Origin of the sequence: Moorena producens 3L, assembly GCF_000211815.1 — a bacterium.
Taxonomy (GTDB): Bacteria; Cyanobacteriota; Cyanobacteriia; order Cyanobacteriales; family Coleofasciculaceae; genus Moorena; species Moorena producens.
In genome coordinates this window covers 156,785-177,994 of record NZ_GL890825.1, presented here as the reverse complement: position 1 = coordinate 177,994, position 21,210 = coordinate 156,785, and the positions used below count along the sequence as shown (strand labels likewise).

General features: G+C 44.7%; 13 protein-coding genes. 6 read left to right on the top strand and 7 right to left on the bottom strand.

What is annotated here, in order from left to right:
• Nucleotides 1–7: 7 nt before the first annotated feature.
• Entirely contained in the window at nucleotides 8–133 is a 126-nt protein-coding gene (locus LYNGBM3L_RS48335) for a hypothetical protein (RefSeq protein ID WP_267871979.1), read from the bottom strand.
• 83 nt (nucleotides 134–216) lie between these two features.
• Here LYNGBM3L_RS48335 and LYNGBM3L_RS03575 point away from each other — a divergent pair, with 83 nt between their 5' ends.
• Together LYNGBM3L_RS03575 and LYNGBM3L_RS03570 are read left to right on the top strand one after the other, a co-directional pair.
• Nucleotides 217–882: a DUF2808 domain-containing protein gene (locus LYNGBM3L_RS03575; RefSeq protein ID WP_008179204.1), complete on the top strand. Its 666-nt coding sequence runs from the start codon at nucleotides 217–219 to the stop codon at nucleotides 880–882.
• A 149-nt stretch (nucleotides 883–1,031) separates the two neighbouring features.
• Nucleotides 1,032–1,829 (top strand): PhzF family phenazine biosynthesis protein, encoded by a 798-nt coding sequence (locus LYNGBM3L_RS03570; protein WP_008179202.1) that lies wholly within the window; start codon nucleotides 1,032–1,034, stop codon nucleotides 1,827–1,829.
• A 240-nt stretch (nucleotides 1,830–2,069) separates the two neighbouring features.
• Here LYNGBM3L_RS03570 and LYNGBM3L_RS03565 read toward each other — a convergent pair whose 3' ends face one another.
• Entirely contained in the window at nucleotides 2,070–3,383 is a 1,314-nt protein-coding gene (locus tag LYNGBM3L_RS03565; RefSeq protein ID WP_438941755.1) for a quinone-dependent dihydroorotate dehydrogenase, read from the bottom strand.
• Nucleotides 3,384–3,700: 317 nt separating this feature from the next.
• Nucleotides 3,701–4,174 (bottom strand): Fur family transcriptional regulator, encoded by a 474-nt coding sequence (locus LYNGBM3L_RS03560; protein WP_008179196.1) that lies wholly within the window; start codon nucleotides 4,172–4,174, stop codon nucleotides 3,701–3,703.
• 252 nt (nucleotides 4,175–4,426) lie between these two features.
• Between LYNGBM3L_RS03560 and LYNGBM3L_RS42720 the strand changes: the two genes are divergently transcribed.
• Nucleotides 4,427–4,594: a hypothetical protein gene (locus LYNGBM3L_RS42720; RefSeq protein WP_154659664.1), complete on the top strand. Its 168-nt coding sequence runs from the start codon at nucleotides 4,427–4,429 to the stop codon at nucleotides 4,592–4,594.
• A 1,061-nt stretch (nucleotides 4,595–5,655) separates the two neighbouring features.
• A complete protein-coding gene (locus LYNGBM3L_RS03550) occupies nucleotides 5,656–7,971 on the top strand; it encodes a DUF8189 domain-containing protein (RefSeq protein WP_202799147.1) in 2,316 nt (771 codons plus the stop codon).
• A gap of 190 nt (nucleotides 7,972–8,161) precedes the next feature.
• Here the strand turns inward: LYNGBM3L_RS03550 and LYNGBM3L_RS03545 are convergent, their stop codons facing one another.
• The 4 genes from LYNGBM3L_RS03545 to LYNGBM3L_RS44870 form a co-directional block, all read right to left on the bottom strand.
• Nucleotides 8,162–12,538 (bottom strand): nSTAND1 domain-containing NTPase, encoded by a 4,377-nt coding sequence (locus tag LYNGBM3L_RS03545; protein WP_008179186.1) that lies wholly within the window; start codon nucleotides 12,536–12,538, stop codon nucleotides 8,162–8,164.
• A 6-nt stretch (nucleotides 12,539–12,544) separates the two neighbouring features.
• The gene (locus LYNGBM3L_RS44875; RefSeq protein ID WP_161603124.1) at nucleotides 12,545–12,703 is read right to left on the bottom strand and encodes a hypothetical protein; all 159 of its coding nucleotides are present in this window, start codon (nucleotides 12,701–12,703) and stop codon (nucleotides 12,545–12,547) included.
• Between the two features lie 500 nt (nucleotides 12,704–13,203).
• Nucleotides 13,204–13,479 (bottom strand): hypothetical protein, encoded by a 276-nt coding sequence (locus LYNGBM3L_RS42715; protein WP_154659663.1) that lies wholly within the window; start codon nucleotides 13,477–13,479, stop codon nucleotides 13,204–13,206.
• 420 nt (nucleotides 13,480–13,899) lie between these two features.
• Entirely contained in the window at nucleotides 13,900–14,106 is a 207-nt protein-coding gene (locus LYNGBM3L_RS44870) for a hypothetical protein (RefSeq protein ID WP_008179178.1), read from the bottom strand.
• Nucleotides 14,107–14,414: 308 nt separating this feature from the next.
• Here LYNGBM3L_RS44870 and LYNGBM3L_RS03530 point away from each other — a divergent pair, with 308 nt between their 5' ends.
• Both LYNGBM3L_RS03530 and LYNGBM3L_RS03525 read left to right on the top strand, forming a co-directional pair.
• Nucleotides 14,415–19,682 carry an ATP-binding sensor histidine kinase gene (locus tag LYNGBM3L_RS03530; RefSeq protein ID WP_202799146.1) on the top strand — a complete coding sequence of 1,756 codons (5,268 nt, stop codon included), beginning with the start codon at nucleotides 14,415–14,417 and terminating at the stop codon, nucleotides 19,680–19,682.
• A gap of 100 nt (nucleotides 19,683–19,782) precedes the next feature.
• Nucleotides 19,783–20,886: a hybrid sensor histidine kinase/response regulator gene (locus tag LYNGBM3L_RS03525; protein ID WP_008179171.1), complete on the top strand. Its 1,104-nt coding sequence runs from the start codon at nucleotides 19,783–19,785 to the stop codon at nucleotides 20,884–20,886.
• The last annotated feature ends 324 nt before the right edge of the window (nucleotides 20,887–21,210 follow it).

Genomic DNA, 21,210 nt, shown 5'->3' with positions numbered 1-21,210 from the left:
CGGAAGATCACGGAGATGGGGAAATAATAAATACTAGTTTGACTTTAAATACTTGATTTTGCCATTGTGCATGGTGCCATGCTTCCCCACCTTTACTCCCTTCGTGATTTTCCTCACTACAGACAGATGCCATAGTTGTACAGGATCAATTATGCTTTCCCTACTAACCTTTTACCTTAGAATTATCAAATAACAAGAATCATCACTAGTGTCAACATGTTAGATGGTGAAATCAAAGAAAAGACGGCCTCATATACCACCGCGTCACCCTTGATCCCAGCTCTAAAGAGATTGAGCTTCCGTGCGCCCCTTCTGTTTTCGGTAAACTTGCTCAAAATTACTATAGCCTTAGTCTTATCCTTAGTAATTTTGGATACTCCCTCAACCCAAGCCGTTCAGTTAGCGGATGGCAGAGTTTCATTTGAGAAATCTCCTAGGTTGTTGGATGCAGTAACTACCTTTAATCAAGCTGATGTTCGAGGAGGAACATACTATTTCACCGTGGACTTACCAGGGGATATAGGTGAACCACTCCAAAGATTAACCATTAATCAGCGTCAAGGAGGATATAAGATTCGATTCTATCCCGAGAAATCCTCAGCATTTGAAGGAACCTACCAAGACCGGGGTCAGCCGTTATCTCTGGGAAGGGTAACAAAAGACGACTCAACCAAAACAATTTCAGTTACCTTCGATCCACCAGTAAACCCAGGAAAAACCATTACAGTTGGGCTTCGTCCTGTTCGTAATCCACGATGGGGTGGTGTCTATCTGTTTGGGGTTACAGCTTTCCCCCCTGGAGATAGGCCCTATGGTTTATATTTAGGTGTTGGACGTTTACAGTTCTACTCTCCCGCCGGAGACAGGCTCAATTCTAGATAACATCTTCGGAAAATTTATGGCATGTTAATTGTTAATTAATTGTTAATTTTAAATTGTTAATGATCAAGTGACACTTAACAATTTAAAATTAACACAATCAATCATTTTAAAAATCCTTAACCAGACTTGATTTAACCTTTTGCCTGATTATGGGACAAACCATTATTCAAGTAGACGCTTTCACCAGTAAACCCTTTACAGGAAATCCTGCTGCTATCTGTGTTTTACCAACTGCCCAAGATGACAGCTGGATGCAAAACGTAGCCCGAGAGATGAATTTATCTGAAACCGCATTTCTAGTCAAGCAAGAGGATGGTTTCAATTTGCGTTGGTTTACACCAACAGTGGAAGTCTTCTTATGCGGTCACGCCACCCTAGCTAGTGCTCATGTTCTCTGGTCAGAGGGACATGTCTCCCCTGATCAAACGATTCGGTTCTACACCAAGAATGAATTGCTGATAGCTCAGCGCCAGGGTGAGTGGATTCAACTGGATTTCCCGGTGATTCCCTCAGAAGTTATCAGTACTCCAGAAGCACTCAGCCAAGCCTTAGGTGTACCCATCAAGTGGGTTGGGAAAAATTCCCTAGGCTATTTGGTGGAGGTCGAGTCGGAAGAGTTGGTCAAGCAGATGCAGCCCAATTTCCAACTGATGAAAACCTTACCTCTGTTTACAGTAACTGTTACTAGTTGGGCTGACAGTGATTCAGAATACGACTTTGTTTACCGATTCTTTGCCCCCAGAGTGGGAATTGATGAAGACCCAGTTACAGGTTCTGCCCATTGTTGTCTCGCTCCCTTCTGGCGCGAGCGCAATAGTAAAGATGAGTTCTTAGCCTACCAAGCCTCCTCTCGGGGTGGTGTAGTAAAGGTTAACTATACCGGTAGCGATCGCGTTTTTCTGAGTGGACAAGCAGTTACTATCCTGCGCTCAGAATTGGTAATCTGAATTTTTGAATTAAGAATGTAGAATTAAGAATTAAGAATGTAGAATGTAGAATTAAGAATGTAGAATTAAGAATGTAGAATTAAAAATGTAGAATGTAGAATTAAGAATGTAGAATTCTAAATTCGGCCTTCTAAATTCTGCATTCTAAATTCTGCATTCTGACAGACAACCTTGGCCAAAAGGCCACGCGATCGCGTTCAACCAAACAACCTTCAACCTTCAACCTTCAACCTTCAACCTTCAACCAGACCCAGAACCCACTGCCTCAGAAATTGAACTCATGCCTCTTTCCTCCAACTTCTGCAACAGCCCTTGCAGAATCTGCCTTACCATCCATGGACCGTTATAAATCCAACCCGTGTACACCTGAATTAGACTAGCACCTGCAGTAATCTTCTCCCAAGCATCCTCCGCCGTAAAAATCCCTCCAACCCCTATAATCGGTAAAGTTCCTTGAGTTTCCTGCCAGATAAATCGAATTACGTCTGTAGAACGTTGACGCAAAGGAGCTCCACTAATCCCCCCAGCTTCTTCCGTTACCGGTTTGCCCGTTGCCGCAATCCGTTGTGTTTTGAGCAGATCCCGACGGATGGTAGTGTTAGTAGCAATAATCCCAGCTAACCCATAGGTTTGGGCAAGCTCAAGCACATCTGCGATCGCATTCCACTCTAAATCCGGGGCAATCTTGACCAGAATCGGCTTTTGGGAAACGTTTTCCTGTTGCAGAGCATCTAAGATCAGACTAAGTTGAGTGGCATCCTGAAGCGATCGCAATCCTGGTGTATTCGGTGAACTCACATTCACCACAAAGTAATCCCCCAATTCCCTCAACAGGCCAAAACTCGACCGATAGTCATCTGCTGCCTCTGCTAGGGGTGTTACTTTAGATTTACCTAGATTAATGCCAATCGGAATAGTTAAACCTGAAGCTTGGATCCGGTTGAAAGTTGTTTGCCCAAGGCGTTCCCTACCGGTAGGTTGTTCGCCCTTGCCTTTCTCTTCCGGTAGGTTCTTTTCTAAACCTGCAACCTGTAACCTGTTAACCTTCAACGGTGGTTGTACCTGTAACCTGTTAACCTTCAACGGTGGTTGTACCTGTAACCTGTTAACCTTCAACGGTGGTTGTACCTGTAACCTGTTAACCTTCAACTGTTCTAATCGAGCAGCCATTGCTGTAGCTCCGAGATTATTAAATCCCATCCGATTCAGAGCAGCTTTGTCCTCTATCAAGCGAAATAGACGAGGACGAGGATTTCCCGGTTGACCATGAAAGGTTACAGTACCGAGTTCAGCAAAGCCAAACCCTAAGCTTCCCCAAATTCCAGCAGCCACACCATCTTTATCAAACCCTGCTGCTAAACCGAGAGGGTTGGGGAAGTTTACTCCCCAGAGGGTTTGTTCAAGGCGAGCATCATTTAGGCAAAACCTTTGCTGTAATTGACCCTGAAGCCAGTGACCTAGAGTAGATTTCTGATTCGATGACAGCCAGCTCAATAGCCCCAGAGTTCTATTGTGTAACCATTCTGGATCTGTCTTCAACCCAGAAAAGAGAATTGGACGAATGGTAGATTGGTAAATATCCATCGTAATGAGTCGGTCAGTAGCTCAGTGCTTAACAAAATACTCCACCATCTGGCTAGTTTTTATTAACAACTGTGGATTTACTTCAATTTTTAATTGCCCCATTCAAACGTCATACTTTGATTGATTCTTTGATTGATTAGTTGCGTTATGGCCAAACCATAAAAAAAAGTCTGTTTTTTCGGTAACTCAAATGACATTTTTTCACTGAAGTACAGTCAATTTTCGCAACCCCTACTCCCTACTCCCTACTCCCTACTCCCTACTCCCTACTCCCTACTCCCTACTCCCTACTCGCTTACCCCCTCCGAAGGGGAGTTAGGTGATTGGTCCTGACGGTAACCATAAAAATCAATCCGATATTCCGTAATCTTTACACCAGTTTGTTCCTCAATTTGCTTGAGCAAGTTTTCCGGTAGTTCTACATAAACATCAAGAATCTGGTTTGTATCCAGGCAATTGACATGGCTATGATTATCGCTGATATTGCCGTACAACCGTCCATCCGAGCGCTCAATACATTCAATAATACCTTGACTAGATAGGGCATCTAAATTCTGGTAAACAGAAGTATGACCAATATCTTTCCCTTGTTGATTCAATCGGTCATAAATGTCTCGCGCTGACAGATGGTCTTTAGCTTCCCATAACAGTTCTAGGATGAAGCGACGTTGACGACTCAGACGCATACCCAGGGTCTGACACTTATCGATAGCATCTTCTAGTGAACGAATTGGTTTAGCAGCTGCCGCTTCTTGTTGCATGACATGAGTTGATGAGTTTAACCAAAAGGAATCCCCTATAAATCTACTGATAGCTCAGCCAGCTATCCAGTTAATCCAGGGCAAGGCTCTTGTGTGATCGGGAACGTAAGTATTCAGCTATCAGCTATCAGCTATCAGCTATCAGCTATCAGCTATCAGCTATCAGCTATCAGCTATCAGCTATCAGCTATCAGCTATCAGCTATCAGCTATCAGCTATCAGCTAATGCGCACGCTACTTGAGGTGCTACAGATGGTGCTTTTGAATAAGCGATGCAGAGGTGCGACCCGTGGCGAATTTAATTACGGGTCAAACGCACCATTACGGTCTTGGGGAGGCAGCGCCGCCAAAGGGGGTTCCCCCCATGACCGCGCTGCCGTGGTTTCCCCCACTCGCGCTTGGGATCAAGACAACAGGTAAGCATTGGAATAATGCTGAGTTACTTTAGCTGACGGCTGACGGCTGACGGCTGACGGCTGACGGCTGAATGCTTACTCGGGAACCAGGAACGGGAAAAGGTAAACGGGGAATACTTTCTGTTCCCAAGTTCCCTATTTTCTAGTTTCTCCTTGACCTTGAATGAATGCCCCTGTTTCAATTTATTTTCAGTTAAATTTGGTAGCCGATACTTTTTAGCTACCAAAGTCTACCAAGAACGACTTTTGCCCGCCAATGCAAGATGCCATCGCATCCAGGGGGTATCTCCGCGCTTCTGTGACGGAATATCCCGCGAGCGCCATAAAAATGTCAAAAAAGTTCGTTCCACCGGGATTACAGCGCAACTATTAAACCCTTGGTTTTCGGCTTTAATTTAAGTTACATAATAATCCCTGTCGGTGTTACCCTAATTTAAGTCTAACAAATAATCAGAGTTTTTGGTAGACTCTGCGACATTTTCTCTAGCTGTTTACTAACCCTCAGCCTTATATCCTATATTCTACTACAAACTAGTGAACTAGCCCACCCTACAATCCACCAAGGTGGTGCTTCTGGTTTCAAACTCGATCTGCTTTGGTTAGCCATCGGACAAGGTACCTTGAGGGAGTTGCTGCAAGTATTCAACAACAGCCTCAACTTCTACTCGCCGTTGCCCCGGGGCATCAATATTATAGGAATCGAATTGCACAGCTGTATCCCCTTCAGCTTAGGTAACAGTCCAGATCCGAAAGCCTAGACCTAAAGATTAGATAACACAGTTCTGTTGGGGAGTAGGGATGTTTAACGTTTTCTTTGCAAGTTAAGGGGAAAGTCTCGACTAAGCCATTGCTCTTCACAGCAGCTAGTGCAGTAATGCAGCTGAGTTATAACGGAAGTATATCACCTTTACAAAAACTTTGAGAAAAAATCTGGAATTCTTCAGGGTCAATGGGTAGTTGACTGTATTGCTCAGAAACACTCACATCAACCTGATCCTGAAACAAAAGCTAAGACAGACTCCTCTCTATCGAGCCAATTATAAAACATCATCAGAAATTAGCACAATGGAAAACATAGAAAGTCACGAACCAATGGTTCCAGGTATGACTAATGGTGAAGCAACTACCAATGGCATGTCCTTAGGGGAAATGGCTGATGACCAGATTTCATCCTTTGACATGAATGCTGTATCCAGTCAAGGCAATATACCCACAGCAGTGCCAATGAGTTCATCTGCCCCAGATATTCCTATGGAAAACGTGCTGGTAGAAATGCGAGCACCTAAGGGTCAAGGCGCTAACTTGTTTTACATGGCAGGAAGTTTCAGGGTTCCTAGCTTCCAAATCGATTATGACTACGAGCCAGTATCGATGGATCCTGAGACACCGGAACTGGCCATGCAACTTCAAGCCTCTGATGAAGAGGTGATCGTTGTCAAGGGCAAAGTTGCTCAAAACCAAATTGCCGCCCTCGAAGCCCAACCTAATGTGATCAAAGTCTGGCCAGACACCCCGATCGAACCCTTCAGCACTACCACCTTACAGCAAGAGTATCCGATGGTAGAACCAATGGCAGGGTTTGGTAGCTGTCCGATTGGTTCTTGTGACTGTAACCCTGGGGCTGCTAAGGGAACTATGGCGGACGTAGCCAAATATCTTGGCGTTGATAAAATTCACGCTGCTGGTTATAAAGGTCAAGGTATTGTTGTTGGTGTCGTTGATGGCGGAATTACAGCAGCTGGTCGTCCTGTGCGTCCCGGAGAACCCTCCAAGCGAATTCGCAATGTCATTGGTGGCTACCACCGCAGCGTGGAATGGGGGACTCAAGCTCGCAGCTGGGGCGAACATGGCAATATGTGCGCTACAGATGTGTTGGGTATGGCTCCAGAAGCCAAGCTCTATGACTTTCCACTAGTAGGGAATGCCATCTCTAATGCCCTGGCTGCCTTCAATTGGGCAATCAAGCAGCATAAAACTGACGGCACACCCCACATTCTCACCAATAGCTGGGGAATTTACCAGGAACAGTGGGATAAGACTTATGCCAGAAATCCAAACCATCCCTTCACCCGCAAAGTTGTGGAAGCCATCAATCAAGGGATTCTAGTTCTGTTTGCCGCTGGTAACTGTGGTGGAACCTGTCCTGATGGTCGTTGTGCCTCAGATTTCGGTCCTGGTAAAAGTATCTGGGGCGCGAATGGTCATCCCCTAGTGATGACAGTGGGCGCAGTTAACAAGAATGAACAGTTTGTCGGCTATAGCAGCCAAGGACCAGCGGCTTTGTCCCCCCAAAAGCCTGACTTCTGTTCCATCACCCACTTCCGGGGTTACTTCCCCTGTGATAACGGTACCTCTGCTGCCACACCCATTGCTGCTGGAGTAGTAGCCTTGCTCAAGCAAGCCAAGCCGAGCTTGACTCAGCAGGAAGTTAAGAAACTCCTGGAGAGTACTGCTAAAAATATTGGTTCTCAGGGATGGGATCAGCATTCCGGTACTGGTATTATTCAGCCCAAGGTAGCTTTTGACAAAATCAAAACTCCCCCACCCCGTCCTCGCCCTCGCCCCAGTGACGGTACTTGGAGTGACTGGGAAAATTTAGGCGGCTATGGCATATATAGCCCAGCGGCTGCTTCCTGGGGACCTAACCGCATTGACACCTTTGTGATTGGTACTGACCACGCTATGTATCACAAGTGGTGGGATGGCTCGGCTTGGCGCGGCTGGGAAAACTTAGAGGGTTACATTATTTCTACACCCGCAGCAGTTTCTTGGGGAGCTAACCGCATTGACACCTTTGTGGTTGGTAGCAATAATTCCCTGTACCGCAAGTGGTGGGATGGCTCGGCTTGGCGTGGTTGGGAAAATCTAGGGGGCTACTGCCTGTATGCTCCAGCGGCTTCTTCCTGGGGACCTAACCGCATTGACACTTTTATCATTGGTACTGACCACGCCCTCTACCACAAGTGGTGGGATGGCTCGGCTTGGCGTGGTTGGGAAAACTTAGGGGGTTACTCTATTTCTGCACCCGCAGCAGTGTCTTGGGGGCCAAACCATATCGCTACCTTTACCATTGGTCGCGATCGCGCTCTATACTACAAGACCTGGAATGGTTCCATTTGGACTCCATGGGAAAAACTGGGAGGCTACTGTCAGTATGGTATAGCTGCTGTCTCCAGGGGAGTCAACCAGCTAGATTGTTTCGTGATTGGATCCATGGGCAAGGTCTATTGCCGTTCCTGGGATGGTTCTGCCTGGAAAAATTGGAAAAACCTAGGTGGTTACAGCATTGCTGGGCTAGCAGCAGCATCTTGGGGACCTGACCGCCTTGATGTTTTTGTAGTTGCTGGTGATCATGCTCTGCACCACAAGTGGATGGGTTGAGAGCAAGATTACTGATTAAGGAATTAAAGGTAAAGAATTAAAAATTAAGAATTAAAAATTAAGAATTACGGATTTTGAATTTTTAATTCTTAATTTTTAATTTTGAATGGTCGCGTTCGCGTAGGGTGACCTACGGTCAAGGGACTTGACGAATAGCTGCTACGGCCTTAAAAACTTTTATCTTTTGCAACTACTTCTTTAGATTGTCGCACAAGTGCTTATCGCTCTCCCTGACATTAGGATTATGCTGCAAATAATTGCGCACCGAATCGCAACTCCTCGCCATTAAAGAGTCTAAGTTTAAGTCTAGATTCCAGAGTTTGATCGTCTCGTCACTACTGCCAGAAGCCAAGGTCTGGCCATCGGAGCTGAAACTAACGCTATCGACATTGTCAATATGCCCCTGAAGGGTGACGATTTCGGTTCCTGTCTCTAGATTCCAGAGTTTGATCGTCTCGTCACTACTGCCAGAAGCCAAGGTCTGGCCATCCCGGCTGAAACTAACGCTATTGACATCGTTATCATGCCCGATCAGGGTGCGGATTACCTCGCCTGTCTTAGGATCCCAGAGTTTGATGGTGTTTTCACTACTGCTAGAAGCCGAAGCCAAGGTCTGGCCATCGGGGCTGAAACTGACGCTAGTGGCAACGCTATCATACATCTTGAGGGTGCGGATTTTCTTACCTGTCTCTAGATTCCAGAGTTTGATCGTAGTGTCATAACTGCCAGAAGCCAAGGTCTGGCCATCGGGGCTGAAACTGACGCTCAAGACAGTGTAAGTATGCCCGATCAGGGTGCGGATTTCCCTTCCCGTCTCTAGATCCCAGAGTTTGATGGTCTTGTCATAACTGCCAGAAGCTAAGGTCTGGCCATCGGGGCTGAAACTGACGCTCTCGACAGCTTCAGTATGCCCGATCAGGGTGCGGATTACCTTGCCTGTCTTAGGATCCCAGAGTTTGATGGTCTTGTCATCACTGACAGAAGCTAAGGTCTGGCCATCCCGGCTGAAACTGATGCTATTTAAAAAGTCATCATGCCCCACGAGGGTGCGGATTACCTCGCCTGTCTTAGGATCCCAGAGTTTGATGGTGTTGTCAAAACTGCCAGAAGCCAAGGTCTGGCCATCGCGGCTGAAACTGACGCTATGGACAACGTGATCATGCCCCTTGAGGGTGCGGATTTCCCTTCTCGTCTCTAGATTCCAGAGTTTGATCGTGTTGTCATCACTGCCAGAAGCCAAGGTCTGGCCATCGGGGCTGAAACTGACGCTCATGACATCGTCATTATGCCCGATCAGGGTGCGGATTACCTCGCCTGTCTTAGGATCCCAGAGTTTTATGATGTGGTCACTACCGCCAGAAGCCAAGGTCTGGCCATCCCGGCTGAAACTGACGCTCCTGAAAAAGTGATCATGCCCCTGGAGGGTGTGGATTTCGGCTCCTGTCTCTAGATTCCAGAGTTTGATGGTGTGGTCATCACTTTCAGAAGCCAAGGTCTGGCCATCCCGGCTGAAACTGACGCTATTGACACGGCCAGTATGCCCGATCAGGGTGCGGATTACCTCGCCTGTCTTAGGATCCCAGAGTTTGATGGTGTTGTCAGTACTGCCAGAAGCCAAGGTCTGGCCATCCCGGCTGAAACTGACGCTCATGACAGTTTCAGTATGCCCGATCAGGGTGCGGATTGTCTTGCCTGTCTCTAGATTCCAGAGTTTGATCGTGTTGTCATCACTGCCAGAAGCCAAGGTCTGGCCATCCCGGCTGAAACTGACGCTCCTGACAACTTCAGTATGCCCGATCAGGGTGCGGATTACCTTGCCTGTCTTAGGATCCCAGAGTTTGATCGTGTTGTCATAACTGCCAGAAGCCAAGGTCTGGCCATCCCGGCTGAAACTGACGCTATGGACAGTTTCAGTATGCCCGATCAGGGTGCGGATTTCCTCGCCTGTCTCTAGATTCCAGAGTTTGATCGTGTTGTCATCACTGCCAGAAGCCAAGGTCTGACCATCCCGGCTGAAACTGACGCTCGTGACATTCTGATCATTCCCCTGCAAGTGGTTGCGTTCGCTGCCTTCATAAAGAACTTTCTGCAGGGCACTCATCACCTGTGGGTCGCTTTTCTTGTGTTTTTGTAGGATTTTTCCTGCCCTAATCGCCTCCACGAAAGCCTCCATTTCTTTATGTTCAGCAAACAGGGACAAAGAATAGCGACCGAGAGAATTGGCATTATTAAGTTCAGAGTTTCTCCATTGGTTCCAAAGCGCAGCACTGAAAATCATTGCCCCCAAAAGAACTGAGCCAGCGATGCTCCAACCCACCATTGTGTTACGGCGTTTTTTTCTAACACTGCGCCGCACGAAATCAACTTCTACCTGGTTTAACCAGTTATCATCCGATAAATATACCTTTTTCAACAAATCCAGACGAGGGTTAGCATTCCAAAGAAACTTTGCCTGTTGCTGGCTTTTCCACTCCTGGGCTACGGTCGTCAACCGCCGTTGCAGAAGTAGGCTTTCCTCCTCCTGTTGCTTCCATCCCAGCAATCTTTGCCATCCCCGTACTAAAGCATCATGGGCAGGTTCGACATAGGGCTTACCCTCACTATCTTGTCCTTCTACTAATAACCGTGCTGTGCTAAAACGCTCAATTACTTCCTTAACTAAACCATTTTTTGCTGGTGGATATTCTAGTTCCGATAAAGGTACCCGCCTACGGGCTAACTCACCCCCACCTAGTGCCACCATCCGCAGCATCACATGACGGATTACTTGGTCATAAGCGGGATTTTCATTAACTAGCGCCTCATATTCTTGATCAGCCCTTTGAGTTAGCGATCGCATTACTCCCCCCAATTCCTGATAATCGGCTTGAGTCAACGCCCGGTCAATAGTAATACCCCTGTATTGTGCCTCCCGTTGCCGCCTTAAATACTTGAGGAATAATTCACTCAATGCAAAAGACAGCAGGGGTAATGCTCCGGGCATATCCGCCACTTCATCAATTAATTTTTCTACTAATTCGTGGGGTTGAAAATACATTACCCGTGCTTGAGCCGGTTTTTCAATGGCTTCCTTTAGTTCCCCTCGTGTCATCGCCGGTACAATAAATCGTCCGCTGTGCCAACGCTTTGTAAGCACAGTGTTTTCCACGTTATAGTCTGTGGGGACAAACTTTAAGCCAGCATCCCTGACTTGGGGTTCAAAGTCAGACCGTAAGGTTAATACTACCCGTAATTTATCCCCATGGCCATTGATGGCTGTGAGTATCTGTTGGAAAAACTCCTTACGCTGATCTAAGTTTTGACAGAGTGTAATAATTTCTTCGCTTTGGTCAATAAACAGTAATAACTTAGAGTTGGGGTTATTTTTCCCCCAAACATCAATGCTCATTGCCAGGTTCTGCTGTGGGTTTTGTGGCTCAACATTAGGTAACTTAGCATTACATAGCACATTATTTAATGCTGGCAAGGGAGTCTCACCAGGACGGATGGGTGGCAAAATACACCATTTCTCAGTATTATCTTGCCGTAGTTTGGGAATTAATCCTGCTTTTACCAAGCTAGATTTACCGGAACCGGAAGCACCCAACACCACTGTCAGGGGATTAGCTTTGACAAAATCTTCTAACTTTTCTACTAGTAATGTTCTACCGAAAAACAGTGAACTGTGTTTCTCGTCAAAGGAGTTTAAACCGCGATAGGGATTTTTTGACTCATCTAATGGTGGTGCGGGTGGTAAGTTAAGTTCATGTCCCGGAGAAAGAAAGATATATTCTCCCTTATCGTGCTTATTTAAACACCAAATACCAGGGGTTTGTCGCAGACGGTATTTTTCTGTAGGTATTTCTACTCGATCCCGTAAATATAAATATAATTTTGTGGCTGTAATTACCCCATCTCCAGCCGGTTTACCATTGGTAGCAGGAGGATAGATATCTGCTGCCCCTTCTAGGGCTTCTAATAATGCACTAGCAAAAGGGGAATGATTACCGACTTGACTGCGTTCGCTATCTAAATTAAAGTTATCGAGGGCTTTTTGGTCAGAAGCTGAAGAAGTAATAATTTGCCAGGCTGGGTCACTAATAAAACGGTCGTATCGTTCTTGGTGAATTACTTCTGGCGAGGTTAATAAATCCCTAGTACTCGACCATTTAAAAGCACCAGCAAAACAGCAGTCGAGGATACCCAAGAAATGACGACAGGGTAATTGACTTAAAGCATCGTGTAACTTCGTCATGGGCAGATAACTATTAGTATCCCCCAGTAAAGCATCTTGAGGAATTAAGTAACCAGCCGGACCATCATCCCCATTGAGAGCGACTCCATGACCAGCAAAGTAAAATAATAAGCGGTCATTTTCAGTGACTTTTTCGGGTAAGGTTTTTTCTAAAAATTTGTTAAAGTTAGACAGAGTTGCCACTTCGTCTAGGCATTCCCAGACTTCGTAATCATGCTTTTTGCGGAGAATTTCCACTAATTTTTTGGCATCGTTTACGGCAGTGTTCAGGGGAGAAATGCCGTTTGTGTAGTTATTGATACCGATGATCAAGGCGAGATTGCGGGAGAACATGTTATTCTACAAGCACTTAGAAAGATAACTTGAATACTCTTGATTGTTAGCATCAAATTTTGGCAAATATATTTTTTTATAGCAGTCGCCAGCGATGCAGCGCGGTCTTGGGGAGCCAGTGCGGTCTTGGGGGTCTCCCCCATGAGCAACTGGCGTGGTTTCCACGGGGCTTACAAGGTGCGGACGCAGGTTCCGCACACAGCCCCTCCCCATGAGCGACTGCATCAAGACAGGGCAGTTAGAACATGACAAAAGTATTAAACCTAAGTAAGCGCAAGACTTTGACTCTCTTGGTGCGCATTCTGATGGTGATTAGAAATCACCAGGGTCGCACCGCTTCTGACTTCTGACTTCTGACTTCTGACTTCTGCTATATGTGGGCGGTATAATCACGCTCACACAGCAGTGGGATGCTCCCTATTTATTCCCCAAGATAATCTTTTGACTTTACGCAGAAATTAGTATTTTCGTAATAAATCTTTACCTATTGAGTTTGCAGGGTAACCTCATATTATTTTGTATTACAAACTACAGATAAAAGTTTTTTGATAGTATGTAAAACCGGAAATCTGCTGAATCAATGTCAATAAGCGGCCTCCATTATCAATAATCCCGAGATGATTGATAATCTGATTTGAGAAAACCGTTTTGAAAAATCCTAATGGCTAAAACCCTAGTAATATCATGTCGGCATAATTACCCTTAATAAAAATTTCCCCCATCTGACCATCTGACCATCTGACCATCTCCCGAGACTTCCCACCCTCCCCACCCTCCCTCACTTGGGTAGGTTTTTTACCTAGCAGGGCGAGTACGTACTGGCATTGGGAATAAATTTCGGAAAATATGTCGGAAAATCTCCCAGAATTTCCACCGATTACCGACCCATCTCCCGCTCTTCCCCTCCTGGTCGGGGTTAGGGGTGGGTTCCGATTAGCCATTCCCCATTCCCCATTCCCCATTCCCCATTACCCATTACCCATTACCCATTCCCCATTCCCCATTCCCCATTACCCATTCCCTATTACCTATCTCCAAAGTAAAAAACCTACCCTTGTCAGCCCCGCGCCCGGGTCCCAAAATTGATGGGTATTCAACCAGACTTGATATATAGCAGTCGCCAGGGCAGTTAGGACATGACAAAAGTCTCACACCCTTTGTAAGCGATGCAGCGCGGTCTTGGGGGTTTCCCCCATGAGCGACTGCATCAAGAAGCGCAAGAGTTTGACTTCTGACAAATGACTTCTGACTTTTGACTTCTGCTATAAGTCGGTCAATCATGCTTCGCTCTTCCGAGTAGTAAACAGACTTTTCAAACACCATTCGATCAACCAAGTGATTAACTGGAGGTGATCTGAGTGTTACCTGAGTAGCATTTCCGGGAATTCTAGAGATGTAATCCCTAAAATAGGCTGTAGGAAACTATGCTGTATGGAAATTCTCAATTGAATGCAAGACAACTGACCTAAAGGTCGGGTAAAAGCAGAATGGGCAAAGGAAAAAGGGACAATAGCACTCCACCCTTCTCCCTTGACCGTTGAATTTTTCCTGACTAGGGCGGTAAGCATTCAGCGGTCAGCGGTCAGCGGTCAGCTAATCAACGGTCGGTAGTAAACAAGCTGGGGGTGCTGGTACGGCTGCTTGAAAATCTCTGCTGGTTTTACTGATCCGACCCAGTCCAGTTAAAGATTAATCTTCGGGTGGGCAGTGCCTACCAACGCCCTTTGCAAGGTTCATTATCTGTCTGGTGCACTGCCCACCCGACATCAACTACAGGAACTACTTGAGCCAAATCAGAAGCGCCATCACCAAGATTAAACAAGATTAAATCAGTATAGCTATCACAATTACTATATCTAAAAACTTCAAGGGAGAGATGATGTTACAATTCCCAAACTATCAAATTAAACTTCTAGAAGAACTAGAAGCTGGTGTTAGTACAGTTGTTTATCGCGGCTATCACCAGCAACAGCAAAGACCAGTTATTATTAAACTTATCAAATCGGACTATCCCTCCCTTAAAGAGATTAGCAGCTTACGACAAGAATATACAATCTCCCAAGCTATTGATTGTGAAGGCATTGTCAAATGCTACGGTCTGGAAAACGATAATAATGGATTGGCGTTGATATTTGAAGATTTTGGGGGTCAATCCCTCAAGCACTTGATCAACTCTCACACCATGACTATCAAGGACTTTCTGCGGATAGCTATTTCTCTAGTAGAAACCTTGGATGAGCTGCACAAAGTCCCGATTATTCATAAAGATATTAACCCCTCTAATATCATCATCAATCCGGAAACAGGACAAGTTAAAATCACTGACTTGGGCATTGCCTCGCGCCTGTCTCTAGAGAATCCCACCACTAGCAATCCTAATTGGCTGGAAGGGACTCTTGCCTATATTTCACCGGAGCAAACCGGGAGGATGAACCGCTCCATTGACTACCGCAGCGACTTCTATTCCTTAGGTGCCACCTTTTACGAAATGCTAACGGATCGGGTACCCTTTATCACCACCGATCCCATGGAATTGATTCACCATCATCTGGCTCAATATCCTGTCCCTCCTCATCAGCTTAATCCAGAAATTAGTGAAGTAGTTTCATTGATTGTGATGAAACTCCTAAGGAAAAATGCTGAAGACCGATACCAAAGTGCTGCTGGACTAAAGGTTGACCTAGAAACCTGTCTATCCCAACTACAAACCACCGGAAAAATTGAAACCTTCACTCCCGGGACCTATGACATCGGGAGCCGACTGCTCATCCCTCAAAAACTCTATGGTCGGGAAGGGGAAGTAGCCACCCTGATGGAGGCCTTTGAACGAGTCAGTGTTGGAGCCACTGAGTTGATGCTGGTATCCGGTTACTCAGGGATTGGTAAAACCTCAGTGGTCAATGAAGTTCATAAACCAATTGTCAAAGCGCGAGGGTATTTTATTAGTGGTAAATTTGACCAGTTTAAGCGGAATAGTCCTTACGCTGCCCTGCTGGAGGCATTTAGGGGATTAATTCGGCAACTGTTGACAGAACCGGCTCAAACACTAGGGATTTGGAAACAGAATTTATTACATGCTCTGGGTGCCAATGGCAAGGTCATTATTGATGTCATTCCCGAAGTGGAACTGATTATCGGTGAACAGCCGGAAGTGCCCCAACTCGGAGCATCGGAATCCCAAAACCGATTTTTACGGGTGTTTCAACAATTCATCGGTGTCTTTGCCCAACCCCAACATCCCCTGGTGCTCTTCCTTGATGATTTACAGTGGGCAGATTTAGCTTCATTAACGTTGCTCCAGACCTTAATGACGAACTGCGATCGCAACTATTTGTTAATCATTGGAGCTTATCGAGATAACGAAGTCAGTCCGACCCATCCCTTGATTCAAACCATTGAGAAAATTCAAGAAACTGACTCGGTCATAGATCAGATCAAGATTGAGCCGTTACGGAAACAATACGTTCAGCAATTAGTAGCTGATACTCTCAATGACACCCAAGGGAAAAACCAGACCAAACCCCTAGCAGAGCTATTATTCCATAAAACCCAAGGTAATCCCTTCTTCTTGACCCAACTGCTCAAAACCCTCTATTCAGAAAACTTGCTGAGTTATGACGTCACCAGTGGCAGCTGGCAGTGGGATATTGATCAAATTCAAGCCATTGGCATCACTGATTATAACGTGGTGGAACTGATTGCCAGAAGTATTGGCAAGCTACAAGAAACCACCCAGCAGGTTTTAAAATTGGCAGCTTGTCTGGGCAATCAGTTTAACTTAGAGATGCTAGCCATTGTCAATGAAGACTCAACCATTATCACTGCTACTCAGCTCTGGGAGGCACTACAGATCGGTTTGATTCTGCCGTTGAGTGATAGTTACAAAATTCCTCTGCTATTTGAACAGGAGGAATCCGCAGATTTTGGCCTCAGTGATGTCAAGGTTAACTACAAATTTTTACATGACCGGGTGCAGCAAGCCGCCTACTCTCTGATTCCCGAATCTGACCAACAAGCAACCCACCTAAAAATTGGCAAATTACTGCTGAACCATACCACTCCAGAGGCACGGGAAGAGAATATCTTTGCCTTGGTTAACCAACTCAATTTTGGCACGGACTTACTCACCGCTCAGTGGGAAAAAGATGAGCTAGCTCAACTCAATCTGATCGCGGGTCAGAAAGCCAAGGCCGCAGCCGCTTATGCCAGCGCTCTCAAGTATCTGAATGTAGGTCTAGGACTCCTACCAGCAGATACCTGGACTGACAACTATGACTTCACCCTTGCTTTGTATCTAGAAGTGGTGGAAGCGGAATACCTCAACAGCAATTTTGACCAATCAAACCTCTTGGCTAGAGTGGCTCTGGAACAAGCCAAAACCCAATTAGATCAAGTCAAGGTGTATGAACTAAAAATCCACGGTTATATTGCTCAAAACCAAATGCAAGTCGCCCTGGATACGGGGCTACAGGTTCTAGACATGCTCGGGATTCCACTGGAGCAAGACCCCCCCAAAGACCTGATTAGTGAGGATTTGGCTGACCTACCAGAAATGACTGACCTGACTAAACTAGCAGCCATGGGGATCTTAAAGTCTGTAGGAACCCCTGCTTTTGTTGCTAATCCGGCATTGTATCCACTGCTGATCTTTACACAAATCAATCTATGTATCAACCATGGGAATTCACATCTGTCCACGGACACGTATATTAATTACGCCATGATCCTGTGTGGATTTATGGGAGATATCGATGGTGGCTATAAATTTGGTCAACTGTCTTTGATGCTGTTGGAGCAATTCGATGCTAAGGAGTTGAAATCAATAGTATTAGATATGTTTAACGGTCATATCAGACACTGGAAAGAGCATCTGAAGGAAACCCTAAACCCCTTACTAGAGGCGTTTAACAGCGGTCTTGAAACCGGAGAGCTAACCTATTCCGGTTTTGCTGCCCTCAACTACTGTACCAACCTATTGTTTGTGGGAGATGATCTCGACCTTGCTGCTCAGAAGTATGGGCAGTATCTGGAGTGGCTGCAAAAAAGGAAGCTAGACTATCATGTTATTTATGGTCAAATCGGCAAACAATTAACCTTAAATTTACTCGGTAAATCTGACGATCCCTGTCAGTTAATTGGGGAAGACTTTAATGAATTAGAAATGCTTCCCATTTTAAGAGAACAGAATAATGGAACGTCTCTGTTTTATCTATATCTTGCCAAATCGATTCTGTTTTATTGGTTTAAACAACCCGAGCAAGCTATTGCTCAGGCCAGGGCAGCAGAGCAATACGCACAATCTGTCGCTGGCTTGATTCTTGTTGCTGAGCACAATTTCTACTATTCTCTAGCGCTTTTGGCTCACTATCCCCATGTCGAGCCACAGCAGCAAGGTGAATACCTGACCGAAGTAGCAGCTAATCAGGAAACCCTGAAAACCTGGGCATACCATGCTCCATCAAACTTCAAACATAAATACGAGCTAGTGGAGGCAGAGAAAGCACGAGTTTTAGGGCAACACTGGCAAGCCATGGAACGTTATGACCAAGGGATTGAAGGAGCAGCGGACCAGGACTATATCCAGGAAGAAGCACTAGCCAATGAACTAGCAGCAGAGTTTTATCTCTCTTGTGGCAAACGAAAGATCGCCCAGGCTTACTTGACTGATGCCTACTATGGATACAGTCGCTGGGGAGCTCTGGCAAAAGTGAGAGACTTAGAATCAAGATACCCCCAACTCCTTAGCAAAATTACCGCCCAACCAACAACGAAAGTTCCACTAGATTCCATAACCAACTCAACGATAGCAGTAAGTTTAAACGCCCTGGATTTATCTGACGTGATCAAGGCATCTCAAGCCATTTCAGAAGAAATAGTTTTCGAGAATTTACTGGACAAATTGATGCAGATTCTCCTGACTAATGCTGGAGCGAAAAAGGGGTTTATCATTTTGTCAAAAGACGATAAATTGATTATAGAAGCGGCAGGAACAGTGGTTAATAATGGAGTAACATTCCGGGAGTCAATCCCAGTTACCATTACTCAGCATTTGCCCATATCCGTGATTAATTATGTGGCTATCACTAAAGAAAATTTACTTTTAAATAATCTTGTTAATAACTCTACTTTTGCTGATGATATATACATCATAAATAATCAGCCCAAGTCAGCTGTGTGTTTGCCACTTCTCCGGAAAAACAATCTGATTGGTATGGTGTACTTAGAAAATAATATGGTTTCTGGAAATTTTACCAATGAACACCTAGAAGTGTTAAGCCTTCTGTGTAATCAAGCGGCAATTTCTTTGGAAAATGCTACGCTTTACCAGACTTTGCACGAAGTTCAAGTTAGGGAGCGACTGGAAAAACAGATTCGCAAATCTCTGGAAAGAGAAAAGGAACTCACTGAACTCAAATCTCGATTTATCTCTATGACTTCCCACGAGTTCCGCACCCCCCTAACCACTATTATGGGGGTTACTGAAATCTTCAAATATTACAGCCAGAATTGGACTGATGAGAAAAAACAAAACTATCTAGATCGGATTCAAGTCAATGTCAAACATATGCTCCACATGTTGGATGACGTGTTGGTAGTCAATAAAGCTAATGCTGGAAAACTAAAATTTAACCCTGCACCATTAAATTTACTTGAATTCTGTCGTGATTTAGTCGAAGATATCGAACTAGGTATTGACACCCAACAAAGCATTGTTTTTTCTATTCAATGTGAATGCCCAGAGGTTAATTTTGATGAAAAACTGCTCAGACACATCTTGATAAATTTGCTCTCAAATGCCACTAAATATTCCCCCAATGACAGCACCATAAACTTTGACTTGATTTGTCAGCAAGAAGAGGTTATATTCAAGATTAAAGACCAGGGTATTGGTATCCCAGAAGAAGACCAAAAGCAACTGTTTGAGTCATTTCATCGATGCAATAATGTGGGTAATATTCCAGGAACTGGACTTGGACTTGCAATTGTAAAACAGTCTGTGGAAGTACACGGTGGTGAAATTACGGTAAATAGCCAAGTTGGTATTGGGACAACCTTTACTGTCACCATTCCACTGTACTCCCCTGCAGTACCAGAGCAAGTACAAAGACCGAGAGCTGTTTGCCAGTTGGCAGTTGGCAGTTGATCCTAATAGTAATTAGGATTATGCCTAGAACAAAGGATTAATTTTACTTAGTCTTTAAAAGCGTTTATCAATGTTAAGTTGTTTAAGGATAAAATGATCTATGTCGCAGATTTTAGTTATTGAAGACGAGGAAGATATCCGTAGCATTGTTGTTGAAATACTTCGGGCAGAAAATTTCGATGTTATTCAAGCAGAAAATGGTGAAATAGGTGTGGAATTGGCGAAAAAAGAAAGTCCTGATTTGATTATTTGCGATATTAAAATGCCGAAACTGGATGGTTATGGTGTAATGATTCAGTTACAAGAAATTCCATCCACCCAGACAATTACCTTGATTTTTCTTACGGCTAAATCTACAAAATCTGATCTGCGTATGGGGATGGAACTGGGCGCAGATGATTATCTGACCAAGCCATTTACTAGAGATGAATTATTAGGAGCAGTCACAACCCGCATAGCCAAGCAGATGGCTTTTGAGCAAGAATCTCAGAAACAGGTCGATGAATTGCGAGATTGCATTACTCATGCACTACCTCATGAGTTGCGTACTCCTCTCAATGGTATTTTGAATCTTGCCCAATTCCTCATAGAAGACTATGATACTATAGATCGTGATGAAGCTATGGACATGCTTCAGCAAATTTGTGTCTCTGGGGAACGTTTATATCGGCTCACCCATAATTTTTTACTCTATGCAGAACTAGCGCGAATCGAGCAACAACCTAAGCAAGCCAGGAAGCTGATTAATTATGGAGAGCAAAGTTTTACTAGAACAATTATCCAAGACCTTGCTATGCAAAAATTTAAGAAGGTAAACCGGAAAGACGATTTGCACTTAGAACTGCAAGAAGCAGTTGTAAAAATTTCCCAATCAAAATTCACTAAAATTGTTGAAGAAATCATTGATAATGCCTTGAAGTTTTCCGACCTTGGTAAGCCGATTCAGATTCAGAGTTATTTTCAGGATAATCACTTGAATCTTTTGGTGATCGATCAGGGACGAGGCATGACACCAACTCAAATTGCTAAACTCGGAGCCTATATGCAATTTGATCGTAAACTATACGAACAACAAGGCTCTGGATTAGGGTTGATTATTGCCAAACTGCTAACTGAATTACACGGTGGAGAATTAAACATAAGCAGTTTCCCAGTAAAACAAACAATTGTCCATATTATGCTTCCAGGAAAATTATCAATTTAAGGATTGATTGTTGATTGTTGATTGTTGATTACTAAAGTTTTTTTTAAACTTTAATTGCTCAGGGTTCATCTATAATATCACGTATCCTCTAAGAGGTTGTCTGAAAAGTCTCATTTGCTACATCCAAGCCCCCTAAATCCCCCAATTTTGGGGGACTTCTACCAGCAAATTGATTCTTGTTCCCCCCAGAATTGGGGGGCTAGGGGGGCAAAATTCAGTATCAAAAAACTTTTCAGATATCCTCTAAGCATATGCGCTACTTGAGGTGCAGTCAGCTATCAGCTATAGCAAAGGGAACAGGGAATAGGGAATAGGGAATAGGGA

Excerpts from the sequence above, each read along its gene's own strand:
- LYNGBM3L_RS48335 (WP_267871979.1), bottom strand. The coding sequence starts at position 133 with ATGGCATCTGTCTGTAGTGAGGAAAATCACGAAGGGAGTAAAGGTGGG.
- LYNGBM3L_RS03575 (WP_008179204.1), top strand. The coding sequence starts at position 217 with ATGTTAGATGGTGAAATCAAAGAAAAGACGGCCTCATATACCACCGCG.
- LYNGBM3L_RS03570 (WP_008179202.1), top strand. The coding sequence starts at position 1,032 with ATGGGACAAACCATTATTCAAGTAGACGCTTTCACCAGTAAACCCTTT.
- LYNGBM3L_RS03560 (WP_008179196.1), bottom strand. The coding sequence starts at position 4,174 with ATGCAACAAGAAGCGGCAGCTGCTAAACCAATTCGTTCACTAGAAGAT.
- LYNGBM3L_RS42720 (WP_154659664.1), top strand. The coding sequence starts at position 4,427 with ATGGTGCTTTTGAATAAGCGATGCAGAGGTGCGACCCGTGGCGAATTT.
- LYNGBM3L_RS03550 (WP_202799147.1), top strand. The coding sequence starts at position 5,656 with ATGGAAAACATAGAAAGTCACGAACCAATGGTTCCAGGTATGACTAAT.
- LYNGBM3L_RS03545 (WP_008179186.1), bottom strand. The coding sequence starts at position 12,538 with ATGTTCTCCCGCAATCTCGCCTTGATCATCGGTATCAATAACTACACA.
- LYNGBM3L_RS42715 (WP_154659663.1), bottom strand. The coding sequence starts at position 13,479 with ATGGCTAATCGGAACCCACCCCTAACCCCGACCAGGAGGGGAAGAGCG.
- LYNGBM3L_RS44870 (WP_008179178.1), bottom strand. The coding sequence starts at position 14,106 with ATGCTTACCGCCCTAGTCAGGAAAAATTCAACGGTCAAGGGAGAAGGG.
- LYNGBM3L_RS03530 (WP_202799146.1), top strand. The coding sequence starts at position 14,415 with ATGATGTTACAATTCCCAAACTATCAAATTAAACTTCTAGAAGAACTA.
- LYNGBM3L_RS03525 (WP_008179171.1), top strand. The coding sequence starts at position 19,783 with ATGTCGCAGATTTTAGTTATTGAAGACGAGGAAGATATCCGTAGCATT.